Below are 16,319 nucleotides of genomic sequence, written 5' to 3'. Positions count from 1 at the left end.
GATGTCTGTCAACGAAGCGTGGCGCCAGCGCAGCCTCGCGGCGGTCTGGCACCCCTGCACCCAGATGAAGCTGCACGCGCCCGAAGGCGCGGCCTTGCCGCTGATTCCCGTGGCCCGGGCCGAAGGCGTGTGGCTGCACGACCATGAAGGGCACCGCTATCTGGATGCGATCAGCTCCTGGTGGGTCAACCTGTTCGGGCACAACCACCCGGCCATCCGCGCCGCACTCATCGACCAGCTCAACACGCTGGACCACGTGATGCTCGCCGGCTTCACCCACGCGCCGGTGGTGGAGCTCTCTGAGCGCTTGTCCGCGCTCACCGGGCTGGGCCACGCGTTCTATGGCAGCGATGGCGCGAGCGCGACCGAGATCGCGCTCAAGATGAGCGCGCACCACTGGCGCAACGCCGGGCGCGCGCGCAAGAACCGTTTCGTCGGCGTGGCCGGCGGTTACCACGGCGAGACCGTGGGCGCACTGGCCGTGACCGACATCGCGCTGTTTCGCGAGGCCTACGCGCCGCTCGTGCGCCTGGGCGCCACCGTGCCCAGCCCCGATGCGCGCGCGGCTGCGCCGGATGAGTCCGCTGCCGACGTGGCCGAGCGCGCTGCGAGCGCGCTGGCCGACTGGCTGGCCGAACACCACGAAGACACGGCGGCGCTGATCGTCGAGCCGCTGGTGCAGTGCGCCGCCGGCATGGCCATGCACGATCCTGTGTACCTCCAGCGCGCGCGCGAACTCTGCGACCGCTACCAGGTGCATCTGGTGCTGGACGAGATTGCCGTGGGCTTCGGCCGCACCGGCACCTTGTTTGCCCATCAGCAAGCCGGCATCCGGCCCGATTTTTTGTGCCTTTCCAAAGGCCTGACCGGTGGCACGTTGCCGCTGTCGGTGGTGCTCACCACCGACGCGGTGTACGCCGCCTTCTATGACGATCAGGTCGCGCGCGGCTTCCTGCATTCGCACAGCTACACCGGCAACCCGCTCGCCTGCCGTGCGGCCCTGGCCACGCTGGACCTGTTCGAGAAGACCGGTGCGCTGCGCCACAACGTGGCGACCGGTGAACGCCTGGCCGCGCAGTTCGCGCCGCTCTCAGCCCACCCGCGTGTGCGCCACGCGCGCCGCCAGGGCATGATCTTCGCGTGGGATGTGTCCAGCAGCCTGCCCGATTTCGCCCGCCGCTATGCGCGTCATGCGCTCGACCAGGGCCTGCTGCTGCGGCCCATCGGCCACACGCTGTACGCCATGCCGCCGTATGTGATCGACGAAGCCGAAGGTGCCTTTCTGGCCGCAGGCGCGCTCGCCGCGCTGCAGGCCACGCTGGCCGAAGAAGAGCCCTCCAGCGCGCTGGCGCTGGAAGGGGTGTGCGATGGCGTTTGACGGCTGCTTCGTCACCGGCACCGACACCGGGGTGGGCAAGACGCTGGTGAGCGCGGCGCTCTTGCACACGCTGACGCGCCACCACCGGCGTGTGGTCGGCATGAAACCCGTGGCGGCTGGGCTGATTGAACATCAGGGGCAATGGGTCAGCGAAGACGTGTTGGCGTTGCGCGCGGCATCTACGGTGAGCGTGCCCGCCGAACTCGACAACCCGGTGGCCTTGCCCGACGCGATGGCGCCGCACCTCGCGGCCGAGCGCGCGGGGCAGGCTGTGACCGTGGCCGAACTGCTGGTCGCACACCGTTCGCTGCAGGCGCTGGCCGATGCGGTGGTGGTGGAGGGTGCAGGCGGCTGGCGCGTGCCGGTCAACGACCACGAGACCCTGGCCGATCTCGCCCAGGCCATCGGCGCGCCGGTGGTGCTGGTGGTCGGCTTGCGCCTGGGTTGCCTGAACCACGCGCTGCTGAGCGCCGAGGCGATCCGCGCCGACGGCCTTCAACTGGCTGGCTGGGTCGCGAATGCGGTGGACCCCGACATGGTCGGTCGCGACGACAACATCGACACCCTGCGCCACTGGCTGCAGGCGCCACTGCTGGGCAGCGTGCCCTGGCAAACACCCGCCCCCCAGGCCAGCGAGATCGCACTGGACCTGCCCGAGGCCTGGCGATGAGGGAAACATGATGAGCTGGCTGAACGAATTCGACAAACGCCTGAGCGCGCTGGATGCGCAATCGCTGCGCCGCCGCCGCCGCGAGGTGCTGCCCGAGCCGGGCGCGTGGCTCAATGTGGATGGCCAGTCGCTGCTGGCCTTCTGCAGCAACGACTACCTCGGCCTGTCGCAGGCGCCCGAGCTGCGCGAGGCGGTGCGCACCGCCGTGGACCGCTACGGCGTGGGGGCCGGCGCGTCGCCCATGGTCAGCGGCCACAGCGTGGCCAATGCCGCTCTGGAGCGCGAGCTGGCCGAGGCCGTGGGCCTGCCGCGCGCGCTGTATTTCTACGCCGGCTACGCCACCAACGCGAGCACCGTGCCGGCGCTGGTGGGCGAGGGCGACGCGCTGTTTTCCGACGCGCTGAACCACGCCTGCCTGATCGACGGCGCGCGCCTGTCCAAAGCCACGGTGCACCGCTACCGCCACGCCGATCTGGAGCAACTCGACGCGCTGATGGCGGCCAGCCCGGCGCGCCGCAAGCTCGTGATCAGCGACGCCGTGTTCAGCATGGACGGCAACATCGCCGACATCACCGGCCTGCACGCGCTGTGCGAGCGCCACGACGCGCTGCTCTTGCTGGACGACGCGCACGGTTTCGGTGTGCTCGGGCCACAAGGCCGGGGCGCGCTGGCCGCCGCCGGCCTCACCGGGGCTGGCGCTTCACCGCGCGTGCTCTACATGGCCACATTGGGCAAGGCCCTGGGCGTGGCCGGGGCGTTCGTGGCCGGCCCCGATCGCCTGGTGGAGTGGCTGCTGCAGAAAACCCGCAGCTACACCTACGCCACCGCGGCGCCCGCTTTGCTCGCCGAGGCGGTGCGTGCCAGCCTGCGCTGCGTGCTGGGGGCCGATGGCGAGCGCCGACGCCAGCATTTGCAGGCGCGCATCGCACAGCTGAGCGATGGCCTGGCCCCTGGTGCCGATGCCGCGGTCGACGCTGCCGGCTGGACCCTCATGGCGTCAAGCACGGCGATCCAGCCCCTGGTGATCGGCGACAACGCCGCCGCGCTGGCCGTCATGGCGGCCCTGCGCGAACAGGGCCTGTGGGTGCCCGCGATCCGGCCGCCCACCGTGCCGGCGGGCACGGCGCGGCTGCGCATTGCGCTGTCGGCGGCGCACCAGCCCGAGGACGTGGACGCACTGTTGCGCGCGCTGCGCAGCGCGGCCGGCGCCTTGGGCGTGCGACGTGCCGCGGCATCGGCGGCGCCGGTCGAGGCCTGACCACTGTGATCGAACTCCTCTCGCCGGCCGTTGCCGCACCGCTCGCGGTGCTGGTGGCACTCGCGCTGGACCGCGCGCTGGGCGAACCGCCGGCGCGCTGGCACCCGGTCGTGGGCATGGGGCGGTACCTGGGCTTCATGGGTTCGCGCGTGGCGCCCGCGGCGGGCGCCCAGCCGCAGGCCGCGCGCACCTTCGCCGGGGGTGCGCTGGCCTGGTGCTTCGGCGCGGTGCTGGTGGTGGTCCTTGCGATCGTGCTGGTGAACGCCATGGCGGGCTGGGTGTGGTGGGCGCAGGCGCTGGCACTCGGTGTGCTGCTCAAACCCCTGCTGGCCTGGCGCATGCTGTGCGACGAGGTGCGCGCGGTGGAATCGGCGCTGAAGGCGTCGCTGCCGGCGGGACGCGAGCGCCTCTCGTGGCTGGTGAGCCGCGACGTGTCCGCACTCGACGCCGCGCAGGTGCGCGAGAGCGCCATCGAATCGCTGGCCGAAAACCTCAACGATTCCGTGGTGGCGCCGTTGTTCTGGTTTGCTGTGGCGGGGCTGCCCGGCGCCGCGCTCTACCGCTTTGCCAACACGGCCGACGCCATGTGGGGCTACCGCGGTGAACGCAACGGCCGCGACTGGACCTGGGCCGGCAAGTGGGCTGCGCGCGCCGACGACGTGTTGTCCTGGCTGCCCGCGCGCCTCACCGGCGCCTTGCTGGGCCTGCTCGGTTCCGCGCGCGGCCTGGGCACCTTGCCGGCGCAGGCGCGGCGCACCCCGTCGCCCAACAGCGGCTGGCCCATGGCGGCGATGGCGCTGGCGTTGGACGTGCGCCTGAGCAAACCCGGCGTGTACGAACTGCATGGCGCGGGTCGAAGCCCGCAGGCGACGGACACCGAGCAGGCGCTGCGGCTCGCCGGCCGTGTGGTGGCCCTGCTGGGCCTTTGCGCGCTGCTGTGGGCCGCGCTGGCCTGGCGGTTCACACCATGACCACCGCACCCCACGGCGGACCCGACGCCCAGGGCATTCCCCGCTGGGACTTCTCCACCAACGCCAACGCCTGCGGCCCGTGCCCGAGCGCGCTGGCCGCCGTGCAGCAGGCCGACGCGCGCCACTACCCCGACCCCGCGTACACAGCCCTGCGCGAATCGCTCGCGGCCTTCCACGCGGTGGACGCTGCGCGCATCGTGCTGGCCGGCAGCGCGAGCGAGTTCATCGGCCGCTTCACCGCCTGGATGGCGCGTGAAGGAGGGCAGCGTGTCTGGCTGCCGGTGCTGGCGTATGGCGACTATGCCCACGCCGCGCAGGCCTGGAAGTTCGAGCGCGTGCACGACCCGGCGCGTGCCCACCTGGCCTGGTTGTGCGAGCCTTCGAGCCCGCTGGGCGAGGTCGAGCCGTTTGCGCGGAGCGTGGTCGCCTCGGGCGCGCAGGTGGTGCTCGACCGCGCCTACGAACCGCTGCGCTTGAGCGGGCGCTGTGGCCTCGAACCGGCTGCGCTGCGGCAGGTGTGGCAACTCTGGACACCCAACAAGGCCATGGGTTTGACGGGGGTGCGCGGTGCGTATGCCATCGCGCCCGAGCGCGCCGTGGCCGAGGCGCGCGCGCTGGATCAACTCGCACCCTCTTGGCCGCTGGGCGCGCACGCCGTGGCGCTGCTCGATGCCTGGGCAACGCCCACCGCGCAGGACTGGCTGGCCCACAGCCTGCAGACCTTGCGCGAATGGAAGCGTCAACAGTTGAGTCTGCTGGACGCACTGGGCTGGCGAGCTTTGCCCAGCGACGCCAACTACGTCTGCGCCGCGCCGCCGCGCCCGCTCGACGCACCGGCCCTGCGCGCGGTCGGCATCAAGCTGCGCGACACCACGTCCTTCGGCCTGCCCGGCCACTGGCGCCTGGGCGTGTTGCCGCCCGAGGCGCAGGCGGCCCTGGGCACCGCGCTGCGCCGCGCGGAGGTGTTCGAGTGACCGCGCGCTGCGTGATGGTGTTGGGCACGACCAGCGGCGCGGGCAAGAGCTGGCTCACCACCGCGCTGTGCCGGCACTACGCGCGGCAAGGCCTCAAGGTGGCGCCGTTCAAGGCGCAGAACATGAGCAACAACGCAAGAGTTGTTGCCCCCACGCTCCACCGCTCACGCGGGTCGCTGCCCCCCGAGGGGGCTGATTTTCCTTGGGGCGGCCCGGCGGAAAATCGGTCGCTCGGCGGTGAGATCGGCTCAGCCCAATACTTTCAATCGCTCGCAGCCCGGGCCGAGCCCGAGGTGCGCATGAACCCGCTGCTGCTCAAGCCCGAGGCCGACACGCGCAGCCAGGTGGTGCTGATGGGGCAGGTGAATGAAGCGCTCTCCAACATGCCGTGGCGCGGCCGCAGCCTGCACGTGTGGCCGCAGATCGCCGCTGCGCTGGATGCGTTGCGCGAGGAAAACGACGTGGTGGTGATCGAGGGCGCGGGCTCGCCGGCCGAGATCAACCTGCATGCGAGCGACATCGTGAACATGCGTGTGGCGCTGCACGCACAGGCGCGCTGCCTGCTGGTGAGCGACATCGACCGGGGCGGCGCCTTCGCCCACCTCTACGGCACCTGGGCGCTGCTGCCCGCCGAGGAGCGCGCGCTGATCCACGGTTTCGTGCTCAACAAGTTCCGGGGTGATGCCAGCCTGCTCGCGCCCGCGCCGCAGATGCTGCAAGACCTCACCGGCGTGCCCACCGTGGCCACGCTGCCGATGTGGTGGCAACACGGACTGCCCGAAGAAGACGGTGTCTTCGATGACAGGACGCGCGCCTCGGGCGCTGTGAGCAAGACGGTGGCCGTCATCGCCTACCCGCGCATCAGCAACCTCGACGAATTCCAGCCACTCAAGAACGTGCCCGGCGTGCGCCTGGTCTGGGCGCGTGCGCCGGCCGATTGCGCGGGTGCCGACTGGATCGTGCTGCCCGGCAGCAAGGCCACCGCCGCCGACCTGGCTTGGCTGCGCACGCAGGGGCTGGACCGCGCGATCGCCGCGCACGCCGCTCAGGGCGGGGCGGTGCTGGGCGTGTGCGGCGGGCTGCAGATGCTGGGCGAGGCGCTGATCGACACGCACGGCATTGATGGAAACGCACCGGGCCTGGGCCTGCTGCCGCTGGTGACGCAGTTCGACCAGCAGAAAACCGTGCGCCACACACACACCACATTTGGCTACCTGCACGGCGCGTGGGCCGCACTCTCGGGTGTGGCCGCCGCCGGCTACGAAATCCACCACGGCCAGACCGCGCAGCACCCCGCCATGGCGGCGGGTGGCGACATCGCGCGCGAGGTGTTGCCCGATGGCCTGGGCTGGCAGAACGCGGCGGGCAACGTGCTCGGTGTCTACCTGCACGGTCTGTTTGAAGACCCGCGCGTGCTGCACGCATTGTTTGGCGCCACCGCACCCACGCTGGAGACCGTGTTCAACGGCCTGGCCGATTTCATCGACACCCACTTCGAGCCCGGCGTGCTCGACCAACTCATCGCACCCTGACCATGAACACCATCCCCGACATCACCCAGCCCGAACTCGCCCAAGCCCTGCAGCGCGCACTGGACAACAAGACCAAGCCGCTGGGCTCGCTCGGGCGCATCGAGGCGCTGGCGCAACGCATCGGCCTGATCCTGGGCACCACGGCACCGGTGCTGCACTCGCCGCAGATGCTGGTGTGCGCAGGCGACCACGGCCTGGCCGCGCGCGGTGTCTCGGCCTTTCCCAGCGACGTGACCTGGCAGATGGTGGAGAACTTCCTGGCCGGCGGCGCGGCGGTGAGCGTGCTCGCGCGCCAGCACGGCATTGGCCTCACCGTGGTGGACTGCGGCGTGAAGCACGACTTTGCGCCCAGAGATGGTTTGATCGTCAAAAAGGTCGCGCACGGCACCGCCGATGCGCTCGAAGGCCCGGCCATGAGCACCGCGCAATGTGCGCAGGCCATCGCCAACGGCCGCGAGGTGTTGCAGGGTCTGCCGGGCAACGCGCTGCTGCTTGGTGAAATGGGCATTGGCAACACCTCGGCGGCTTCGATGCTGCTGGCGCGCCTGGCCGGGCTGGATGTGGCCGAGGTCACCGGTGCCGGCACCGGGCTCGATGCGTCGGCCGTGCAACGCAAGATCGGCATCCTGCGCGAGGTGCTCGCGCGCCACGCCGACGCGAAAGCGCCGCTCGACGCGCTCGCGGCCTTCGGTGGCTTCGAGATCGCGACGCTGGTCGGCGCGGTGCTGCAGGCCGCCGAGGAGCGGCGCGTGATCGTGGTCGACGGCTTCATCGCCACCTCGGCGGTGCTGGTGGCCGCACACCTGCAGCCGCATGTGTTGCAGCGCTGCGTGTTCGCGCACCGCTCGGGCGAGCGCGGCCACGCCCTCATGCTCGCCCACCTCAAGGCCGAGCCGCTGCTGGACCTGGGCCTGCGCCTGGGCGAAGGCTCGGGCGCGGCGCTGGCCTGGCCGCTGCTGGTGAGCGCGTGTGCGCTGCTGCGCGAGATGGCAAGTTTTGAGTCCGCCGGTGTGTCGCGCGATACCAGTCGGGCCGAGCCCACCGCCTCCGTTCGCCCAGAACCAGTCACCTCCGTTCACTCCGATCCAACCCTCACCGTTCGCCCTGAGCCTGTCGAAGGGCATCCCTCGGTGTTGGCGAGGGCTTCGACAGGCTCAGCCCGAACGGAGGATGACTCAGCCCGAAGGGAGGACGACTCGGCCCGAACGGAGGATGACTCGGCCCGAACGGTCCTGGATGGCACCACCCGAACGGACATCTGATCGCATGACGCAATTCGTGCGCCACTTCCTGCTGGCCCTGCAGTTCTTCACCCGCATCCCGGTGACGGGGTGGCTGGCCGACTGGGTGGGTTTCAGCCCGGCCATGCTGCGCGCCAGCGCCGCGCACTTCCCGGGCGTGGGCTGGATCGTGGGCGGGCTCACGGCAGCGGTGTTCTGGGGCCTGTTGCTGCTCTTGCCGCCGGTGCCCGCCGCGCCTTGGGTGGCGGCCATCGCGAGCACCGTGTTCGGCGTGCTGCTCACCGGCGCCTTTCACGAAGACGGGCTGGCCGATCTGGCCGACGGGTTGGGCGGCAGCATGGACCGCGAGCGTGCGCTGGAGATCATGAAGGACTCGCGCATCGGCAGCTATGGCGCCATCGCTCTGGTGCTGGCGCTGCTCGCCAAGGTGGCGCTGCTGGCCTTGCTGGCGCAAACGAACGCGTGGCTCGCTGTGGTGGCGCTGTTCGCGGCCCACGTGACTTCGCGCACCGTGCCGCTGCTCGTGATTCGCACGCTGCCGCATGTGGGGGACACACCGCAATCCAAGAGCAAGCCGCTGGCCGAGAGCATCGGCAACGCGGGGCTCGCTGCGGGCCTGCTGTGGTGGGCGCTGGCCATGGCGCTGGTGGTGTGGCTGCTGCCCGATGCGCTGTGGGCGCAGGCCGTGCTGGGCGCGCTGATCGGTCTGGCCTGGATGTGGCGCCTGCTGCAACGCCGGCTGCAGGGCTTCACCGGTGATGGCCTGGGCGCCACGCAGCAGGTGAGCGAAGTGATGTTCTACATGGGCCTGGCCCTTGCGTTGACATGAAGCTCTGGTTGCTGCGCCACGCGCCTGTGTTGCTGCCCTCGGGCTTGTGCTATGGCGCGATCGACGTGCCGGCCGATGCCTCGCTCACACGCGAAGCCGCGCAGGCCTTTGCGCCGTTGCCGCCGCCGGGCACGCCGGTGTGGGTGTCGGGTCTGATGCGCGCACAACAGATGGCCGGCGCGCTGCAGGCCGTGCGGCCCGAGCTGGGCGCCGCGCGCATGGACACCCGGCTCAACGAGATGGACTTTGGCCGCTGGGAGCTGCAGCGTTGGGACAGCATCCCTCGCAGCGCCTTTGATGAGTGGACGGCCGACTTTGCGCACCACCGCTTCGGTGGCGCCGAGAGCACGCAGATGCTGCTCTACCGTGTGGCCGCTGCGCTCGCCGAGCTGCGGCCCGCGACCAGCAGCGATGTGGTGTGGGTGACACACGCCGGCGTGATCCGCGCGGTGCAGCACATCGTGGCCAACGGTGTTCACATCAAGGACATGGCCGAGTGGCCGAAGCAGGCGCCCGAGCCGGGTGCGTGGACTTCGCTGTCGGTCTGAAACCTTCCGTTCGCCTTGAGTCCCGCCCGAATGGCGTTGTCGTTCAAGCCGCCGTCTTGTCCTTGAAATCGCAGTACGCAGACACCGCGCACTTCGGGCACAGCGGCTTGCGCGCCTGGCACACATAACGCCCGTGGAGGATCAGCCAGTGGTGTGAGTCCACCGCGTAGGCCGGAGGCACGCGTTTCATCAGCTGCAGTTCCACCTGCAGCGGGTTCTTGCCCGGTGCCAGCCCGGTGCGGTTGCTCACGCGAAAGATGTGCGTGTCCACCGCCATGGTGGGCTGGCCGAAAGCCACGTTGAGCACCACGTTGGCCGTCTTGCGACCCACGCCGGGCAGGGCTTCGAGCGCGTCGCGGGTGCGCGGCACCTCGCCGCCGTGTTGCTCCACCAGCAGGCGGCAGGCCTGCATCAGGTGCCTCGCCTTGCTGCGGTAGAGTCCGATGGTCTTGATGTAGCCCTCCAGCCCTTCCAGCCCCAGATCCAGGATCTTCTGCGGCGTGTTGGCCACCGGAAACAGCTTGCGCGTGGCCTTGTTCACGCCCACGTCGGTGGCCTGGGCCGAAAGCAAAACCGCCGCCAGCAGCTCGAACACGCTGGTGTACTCCAGCTCGGTCTGCGGTTGGGGGTTGGCGGCCTGGAGGGTAGCGAAGAAGGCTTCGATCTGGGCGGGTTTCATGCGGAAGAGTCTAGCGCTGCGGATTTGGGGACAATGCGGGCTTGCTCTTTCGCGAACCCGCCCGTCGAGACCTCATCATGCCCTTCACCATCCTCTTCGCCGACCGCCTCAACAACGTCGAAACCTCCGCCATCCGCGAACTCTTCAAGCTGCTGGGCCGGCCCGGCATCATCAGTTTTGCCGGCGGCTTCCCCGACAGCGCGCTGTTCGATGTGGACGGCATTCGCGAAGCGGTGAACACCGCGCTCACCGATGAACCAGGCGCCGCGCTGCAGTACGGGGCCACCGAGGGGCACCAGCCGCTGCGCGAGCAGATCGCCGGCTTCATGGCCAGCAAGGGGGTGAGCGGTGTGGCGGCGAACGACCTCATCGTCACCACCGGCAGCCAGCAGGGTCTGGACCTGCTGGGCAAGACCCTCATCTCCCCCGGTGACAAGGTGATCGTCGAAGGCCCGACGTTCCTGGCCACCATCCAGTGCTTCCGCCTCTACGGAGCTGAACTCATCACCGTGCCGGTGGATGGTGAAGGCACGCAGACCGACAAGCTGGAGCAGTTGATTGCCGAGCACAAGCCCAAATTCGTCTACCTCATTCCCACCTTCAGCAACCCCAGCGGTGCCCTCATGAGCCTGGAGCGGCGCCGGGCGGTGCTGGAGATGGCGGTCAAACACAACACGCTGATCGTGGAAGACGATCCCTATGGCGATCTGTACTTTGGCGAGGCGCCTCCGCCCAGCCTGCTGGCGCTGAGTGCGGATGTGCCCGGCAGCCGCGAGCGGCTGGTGCACTGCGGCAGCTTGAGCAAGGTATTGAGCCCCGGCCTGCGCGTGGGCTGGATGGTGGGCCCGGCCGAGTTGCTGGCCAAGGCCACCATGTGCAAACAGTTCAGCGACGCGCACACCAGCACCTTCGCGCAAGCCACGGCCTCGCAGTACCTCAAGGCCGGGCGCATGCCGGCCACGCTGGCCAGGGTGCGGCAGGTGTACGCCGAGCGCGCCACTACCATGGGCCACGCGCTCCGGCGTGAACTCGGTGACGCCATCGAGTTCGTGCAGCCGCAAGGCGGTCTGTTTATCTGGGCGCGGCTCACCGGTGCAGGCGGCAAGGTGGCCGATGGCGCCGAGCTGGCCAAACGCGCGATTGAAAAAGGTGTGGCCTTCGTGCCGGGCGCGCCGTTCTACGCCCGCAACCCCGATCCGGCCACGCTGCGCCTGAGCTTTGCCACCGTAGGGCTGGAGAAGATCGAAGAAGGCGTGGGCCGTCTCGCCCAAGCCCTTTGATTCAGTCGGCTGATTCGAACTGCGCCGCGTTCTTGCCCTTGAACGGCGCGTAGAACGCCTTGATGGCCGCCATGTCGGCCTCCACATGGCCGGTGGGTTCAAACAGCGGGCCCAGACCGCTGATCTTGCGCTCGTAGTCCATGTAGGCCATGACGATGGGCACCTGCGCCTCGCGGGCGATGTAGTAGAAGCCGGTCTTCCAGTAACGCGTCTTGCTGCGCGTGCCCTCGGGCGGCACGATGAGCTGCAGCGGGCCGTCGGCCTCGCGGATCGCCTTGGCCGAGGCCGCCACCAGGTTGGTGGACTGCTCGCGGTTCACCGGTATGCCGCCGAGCCAGCGCATGACGCCACCAAACGGCGCCCGGAAGATGCTCTGTTTGCCCATCCACCGGATGTTGAGCCGCAGCGCAAAGGCCACCATCAAGGTGTAGGGCAGGTCCCAGTTGCTGGTGTGGGGTGCGGCAATCAACACGCTGCGCGCAGCGTGAGCGGGCAGGGCGCCTTCCACGCGCCAGCCGGTTAGTTTCAGGAACCCGATTGAAAAAACGCGCAGCAGCGTGTTGACGACGGGCGTGGTGAAGATCGTGCGTTGCATGGCGCCGAGTATCGGCGAGAGCCCTTCGTCACGTTAGGATGCCTTTGCATGAAACCCGAAGATCTTGAACGCCTGCTCACCGTGGAGATGCCGTTTGGCAAACACAAGGGCCGCGTGATCGCGGACCTGCCGGGCAACTACCTCAACTGGTTTGCGCGCGAGGGGTTTCCCAAGAACGAGGTGGGGCGACTGCTGCAGCTCATGCACGAGATCGACCACAACGGGCTGGGCGATCTGCTCACGCCGCTGCGGCGGCGCTGAACCGGGTCAGCCCAGACCCAGGGCGTCGAACACGCGGGCCGCGGCGTATGCATCGTTGGCCGCATACACCAGCTGCGATTCGCTCAGCTGCGGGTTGGCCCAGTTCGAGGTGGCGGCCTTCTTGGACTTGAGAAAGCGCCGGTTGAACAGCACCGCCACCGCGCCCTTCACACCCATGTCTTTGCGGTAGCCGCGTTCGCGAAACACGGTGTTGAGCTCCAGCACGGCGGCTGGCTCCACCGCAAGTTTGGAGACGATGCGTTTGGTGTCGTCGCCCAGACCGAAGCCGGCCTTGGTGTGGCGGGCGTCGGCCAGCAGGGCGGCCGCCTGCTCGCGGCAGGCCGGGTCGTGCAGCTGGAACACCCAGGCGCGCTGCAGGTTGGCGAGCTGAACGATGTGCGGCCCATCAGAGAGCTGGTCTTTGAAGAAGGTGGGTTTGGACTCGGTGTCGAAGCCCCAGACGGCACTGTCGACCAGCTCGGCGCAGGCCTCCCGGGCTTGCCGGGCGGTGTTCACCAGCACGATGCGATCCAGGCCCAGGCGGTCGAACGGTTCGAGCAGGGCGATCTCGTCCTTGCTGGGCGTGGGGTGTTGTTCGCGGGGTGTCATGTGCAGGGCAGGATACCCCGGCGCGCATAATCGCGCCCCTTGCCTCCCGTCTTTTCCCGGACTTGTTCCCTGACTTCGCGCTGCACGCGCCCGACCGCCATGAGAAAAACCTTTCAGCTGACCCAAGAGGGCCGTCACCGCGACCGCGTGCTCGAAGCCGTCAAACACGAGATCCGCAAATACCTCAAGCGCGAGCGCCGCCGCGACCTGCCGGAAGGGGTGGATTTTCTGGACTTTGACTGCCGCGCTGGTGCGACGAAAGACACGGCCGAGGTGGTGCACCTTTCTGCCTTGATGGCGAGCCTGGACGCCGTGGCCAAAGAGGGCGCGACCGAGGCCTATGTGGAGATCCTGGCCAAGCCCGGCGTTCGGCAGGCCCGTCCGCCCGGCACCAGCGCCAAAGATGACCATCCGGCACAATCCGCCGATGCCTTCGATCACACTGCCCACACCCCCGAAGACCCCGCTGCTTGAGCTGGACAACGGGCCACCTGCCGAGGGTGAGTTCGTCAAGTTTCCCGGCTCGCCTTTCGAGCTGTTTTTGCCCTACCCGCCAGCGGGTGACCAGCCCGAGGCGATCCGCCAGCTGGTGGAAGGCGTGAACGACGGCGAGGTGTTCCAGACCCTGCTGGGCGTGACCGGTTCGGGCAAGACCTTCACCATGGCCAACGTGATCGCGCGGCTGGGCCGCCCGGCCATCGTGTTCGCGCCCAACAAGACCCTGGCCGCGCAGCTCTACAGCGAGTTCCGCGAGTTCTTTCCGAAGAACGCGGTCGAGTACTTCGTCAGCTACTACGACTACTACCAGCCCGAGGCCTATGTGCCGCAGCGCGACCTGTTCATCGAGAAGGACAGCGCGATCAACGAGCACATCGAGCAGATGCGCCTCTCCTGCACCAAGAGCATCCTGGAGCGGCGCGACGTGATCATCGTGGCCACGGTGTCGGCCATTTACGGCATCGGCAAGCCCGAGAGTTACCACCAGATGGTGATGACGCTGCGGGTGGGCGACAAGGTGGGCCAGCGCGATCTGATCGCCCAGCTGGTGCGCATGCAATACGCGCGCAACGAGCAGGACTTCAGCCGGGGCAAGTTCCGCGTGCGCGGCGACACCATCGACGTGTTTCCCGCTGAACATTCCGAGATGGCGATCCGCATCGAGCTGTTCGATGACGAGGTCGAGACCCTGCAGCTGTTCGACCCGCTCACCGGCAAGGTGCGGCAGAAAATCCCTCGTTTCACCGTCTACCCCAGCAGCCACTACGTGACGCCGCGCGAGCAGGTGCTCAGCGCGGTCGAGGCGATCAAACTGGAGTTGGCCGACCGGCTCAAACAACTGGTGGGCGATGGAAAGCTGGTGGAAGCCCAGCGGCTGGAGCAGCGCACCCGGTTCGACCTGGAAATGCTCAGCGAGGTGGGCCACTGCAAGGGCATCGAAAACTACTCGCGGCATCTCTCGGGCAGCCTGCCGGGCGAGCCGCCGTCCACGCTGACCGACTATCTGCCCAAGGACGCCATGATGTTTCTGGACGAGAGCCACGTGCTCATCGGCCAGTTCGGTGGCATGTACAACGGCGACCGCGCGCGCAAGACCACGCTGGTGGAATACGGTTTTCGCCTGCCCAGCGCGCTGGACAACCGGCCTTTGAAGTTCGACGAGTTCGAGCAGCGCATGCGCCAGGTGGTGTTTGTCTCCGCCACGCCGGCCGAGTACGAAAAAACCCACGCCGGCCAGGTGGTCGAGCAACTCGTGCGCCCCACCGGTCTGGTGGACCCCGAGCTGGAAGTGCGCCCCGCCACCCATCAGGTGGACGATGTGTTGCAGGAGATCCGCATCCGCGTGGAGAAAAACGAGCGCGTGCTGATCACCACGCTCACCAAGCGCATGGCCGAGCAGCTCACCGATTACTTGACCGAAAACGGCGTGAAGGTGCGCTACCTGCACAGCGACGTGGACACGGTGGAGCGGGTCGAAATCCTGCGCGACCTGCGCCTGGGCGCCTTCGACGTGCTGGTCGGCATCAACCTGCTGCGTGAGGGCCTGGACATTCCCGAGGTCTCGCTGGTGGCCATTCTGGACGCCGACAAGGAGGGCTTCTTGCGCTCCGAGCGCAGCCTGATCCAGACCATCGGGCGCGCAGCGCGCAACCTCAACGGCCGCGCCATCCTGTACGCCGACCGCATCACCGAGTCGATGAAGAAGGCGATGGATGAAACCAACCGCCGTCGCACCAAACAGATGGCCCACAACCTCGCCATGGGCATCGAGCCGCGCAGCATCAACAAGCGCATCAAGGACCTGATCGACGGCGTCTACAGCGAAAAAGCGGGCAAGGAAGCCGATCGTCTGGCGGCCGAGAGCGCGCACCGCGCCAGCATCGACGAGATGAGCGAAAAGGACGTGGCGCGCGAGATCAAGCGGCTGGAAAAACTCATGCTGGAGCACGCGCGCAACCTCGAATTCGAGAAAGCGGCCGGCGTGCGCGACCAGTTGGGCCGGCTCAAGGCGTCGGTGTTCGGCGCATCTGGCATGGACAACGTGGCCTGACCCGGGGCGAGGTGCACCCGTTTGCAAGGGGCTTGGCCCTGTCTGGCAGGGCCCGCCCCACTTCTTTTTCCTTTTCCTTGAACGATTGCGGCAGAAGTCCGGTCTGACCACCGGGCCGGCAGTCCCGAGGTGACTGAACGGTATTTTCGTGATCTTTTGAGTTGTGAATTTGGTTTGTCCTGGACAAAACGAGTTTCTGCTTTAAAATGCTGAGCAAATCACTAGGCTTTTACGCTATACTCGACGAAAACAGTCGGGAAAGCCTTCGATGAAGCGACCCACAGCGGTCAGGGTGGGCGGAGAAGGGGTTCAACGGGTTCTGCCCGATGAGCCAGTCAACGACAGTCAAGCCAACATTCAAGGAGCTTGAAAAATGCGCCTCACGACCAAAGGCCGCTTTGCGGTCACAGCCATGATCGATCTGGCCCTGCGCCAGAACAACGGACCCGTCACGCTCGCAGCCATCAGCCAGCGTCAGCAGATTTCGTTGTCTTACCTTGAGCAGTTGTTCGGCAAGCTGCGCCGTCATGAGCTCGTCGAATCGACGCGCGGGCCGGGCGGTGGCTATACCCTGGGCCGTAAGGCATCAGAGATCACCGTGGCCGACATCATCGTGTCGGTGGACGAGCCGATTGATGCCACGCAGTGTGGCGGCAAGGAAAACTGCCTGGGCGAAGGCCATCGCTGCATGACCCACGAACTGTGGGCAGCGCTCAACACCAAGATGGTCGATTTCCTTGACTCCGTGTCCCTGCAATCGTTGGTGGACGAGCAGCTCGCCAAAGGCGTGGTGGTGGAAAACGCGCCTTTGATCAAGCGCGCGATTTCCAGCGCGCCGGTGGTCAAGCCCATTCGCGTGAACGCGCCCAACTCGGTGTTTGCACTGGGTGGAGCTGCGTTCTCCAAATGAGCTTTCAAGCCCGGAGCATGGCTCCGGGCAACCCCA

At 68.0% G+C, this 16,319-nt stretch carries 16 protein-coding genes and 1 pseudogene; 14 read left to right on the top strand and 3 right to left on the bottom strand.

Annotated features, from left to right (window positions below; all coding sequences use genetic code 11):
* Position 1 precedes the first annotated feature (1 nt).
* The 9 genes and pseudogenes from bioA (at position 2) to ACN4F8_RS19165 (ending at position 9,401) form a co-directional block, all read left to right on the top strand.
* Positions 2-1,378, top strand: a complete 1,377-nt coding sequence (gene bioA / locus ACN4F8_RS19205) for an adenosylmethionine--8-amino-7-oxononanoate transaminase (RefSeq protein WP_419475033.1) — start codon at positions 2-4, stop codon at positions 1,376-1,378.
* The gene (bioD, locus tag ACN4F8_RS19200) at positions 1,368-2,048 is read left to right on the top strand and encodes a dethiobiotin synthase (protein WP_419475032.1); all 681 of its coding nucleotides are present in this window, start codon (positions 1,368-1,370) and stop codon (positions 2,046-2,048) included. Before bioA ends, bioD begins: the two co-directional genes overlap by 11 nt.
* Before the next feature lie 7 nt (positions 2,049-2,055).
* Positions 2,056-3,306, top strand: coding sequence for an 8-amino-7-oxononanoate synthase (gene bioF / locus ACN4F8_RS19195; RefSeq protein WP_419475031.1), 1,251 nt, complete (start codon positions 2,056-2,058; stop codon positions 3,304-3,306).
* Between the two features lie 8 nt (positions 3,307-3,314).
* Complete coding sequence (gene cbiB, locus ACN4F8_RS19190; protein ID WP_419475047.1) at positions 3,315-4,277, top strand: adenosylcobinamide-phosphate synthase CbiB; 963 nt, start codon at positions 3,315-3,317, stop codon at positions 4,275-4,277.
* Entirely contained in the window at positions 4,274-5,251 is a 978-nt protein-coding gene (locus tag ACN4F8_RS19185) for an aminotransferase class I/II-fold pyridoxal phosphate-dependent enzyme (protein WP_419475030.1), read from the top strand. Before cbiB ends, ACN4F8_RS19185 begins: the two co-directional genes overlap by 4 nt.
* On the top strand, positions 5,248-6,783 hold the full coding sequence (locus ACN4F8_RS19180; protein ID WP_419475029.1) for a cobyric acid synthase: 1,536 nt from the start codon (positions 5,248-5,250) through the stop codon (positions 6,781-6,783). Before ACN4F8_RS19185 ends, ACN4F8_RS19180 begins: the two co-directional genes overlap by 4 nt.
* 2 nt (positions 6,784-6,785) lie before the next feature.
* Positions 6,786-7,811: pseudogene (gene cobT, locus ACN4F8_RS19175) on the top strand (nicotinate-nucleotide--dimethylbenzimidazole phosphoribosyltransferase); the annotation flags it as partial.
* A gap of 238 nt (positions 7,812-8,049) precedes the next feature.
* Positions 8,050-8,853 (top strand): adenosylcobinamide-GDP ribazoletransferase, encoded by an 804-nt coding sequence (locus ACN4F8_RS19170; protein WP_419475028.1) that lies wholly within the window; start codon positions 8,050-8,052, stop codon positions 8,851-8,853.
* Positions 8,850-9,401: a histidine phosphatase family protein gene (locus ACN4F8_RS19165; RefSeq protein ID WP_419475027.1), complete on the top strand. Its 552-nt coding sequence runs from the start codon at positions 8,850-8,852 to the stop codon at positions 9,399-9,401. Before ACN4F8_RS19170 ends, ACN4F8_RS19165 begins: the two co-directional genes overlap by 4 nt.
* Positions 9,402-9,444: 43 nt before the next feature.
* On the opposite strand, the gene nth is transcribed toward ACN4F8_RS19165, so the two are convergent.
* Positions 9,445-10,080 carry an endonuclease III gene (nth, locus tag ACN4F8_RS19160; RefSeq protein ID WP_419475026.1) on the bottom strand — a complete coding sequence of 212 codons (636 nt, stop codon included), beginning with the start codon at positions 10,078-10,080 and terminating at the stop codon, positions 9,445-9,447.
* A gap of 89 nt (positions 10,081-10,169) precedes the next feature.
* On the opposite strand from nth, the gene ACN4F8_RS19155 reads away from it, so the two are divergent.
* Entirely contained in the window at positions 10,170-11,360 is a 1,191-nt protein-coding gene (locus tag ACN4F8_RS19155; protein WP_419475046.1) for a PLP-dependent aminotransferase family protein, read from the top strand.
* Between the two features lies 1 nt (position 11,361).
* Here the strand turns inward: ACN4F8_RS19155 and ACN4F8_RS19150 are convergent, their stop codons facing one another.
* Positions 11,362-11,955, bottom strand: a complete 594-nt coding sequence (locus ACN4F8_RS19150; RefSeq protein ID WP_419475025.1) for a lysophospholipid acyltransferase family protein — start codon at positions 11,953-11,955, stop codon at positions 11,362-11,364.
* A gap of 48 nt (positions 11,956-12,003) precedes the next feature.
* Here ACN4F8_RS19150 and ACN4F8_RS19145 point away from each other — a divergent pair, with 48 nt between their 5' ends.
* On the top strand, positions 12,004-12,216 hold the full coding sequence (locus ACN4F8_RS19145; RefSeq protein ID WP_419475024.1) for a DUF3820 family protein: 213 nt from the start codon (positions 12,004-12,006) through the stop codon (positions 12,214-12,216).
* 6 nt (positions 12,217-12,222) lie between these two features.
* On the opposite strand, the gene ACN4F8_RS19140 is transcribed toward ACN4F8_RS19145, so the two are convergent.
* Positions 12,223-12,825, bottom strand: coding sequence for a 3'-5' exonuclease domain-containing protein 2 (locus ACN4F8_RS19140; protein WP_419475023.1), 603 nt, complete (start codon positions 12,823-12,825; stop codon positions 12,223-12,225).
* Positions 12,826-12,924: 99 nt separating this feature from the next.
* Here ACN4F8_RS19140 and ACN4F8_RS19135 point away from each other — a divergent pair, with 99 nt between their 5' ends.
* From ACN4F8_RS19135 to iscR, 3 genes are all read left to right on the top strand, one after another.
* The gene (locus ACN4F8_RS19135; protein ID WP_419475022.1) at positions 12,925-13,299 is read left to right on the top strand and encodes a DUF6172 family protein; all 375 of its coding nucleotides are present in this window, start codon (positions 12,925-12,927) and stop codon (positions 13,297-13,299) included.
* Positions 13,253-15,373: an excinuclease ABC subunit UvrB gene (uvrB, locus tag ACN4F8_RS19130; protein WP_419475021.1), complete on the top strand. Its 2,121-nt coding sequence runs from the start codon at positions 13,253-13,255 to the stop codon at positions 15,371-15,373. Before ACN4F8_RS19135 ends, uvrB begins: the two co-directional genes overlap by 47 nt.
* Before the next feature lie 373 nt (positions 15,374-15,746).
* Complete coding sequence (gene iscR, locus ACN4F8_RS19125) at positions 15,747-16,283, top strand: Fe-S cluster assembly transcriptional regulator IscR (protein WP_419475020.1); 537 nt, start codon at positions 15,747-15,749, stop codon at positions 16,281-16,283.
* Positions 16,284-16,319: the final 36 nt, after the last annotated feature.

The organism is Hydrogenophaga sp., from assembly GCF_048549895.1.
Classification (GTDB): Bacteria; Pseudomonadota; Gammaproteobacteria; order Burkholderiales; family Burkholderiaceae_C; genus Hydrogenophaga.
This window is presented reverse-complemented; position numbering and strand designations above follow the sequence as displayed.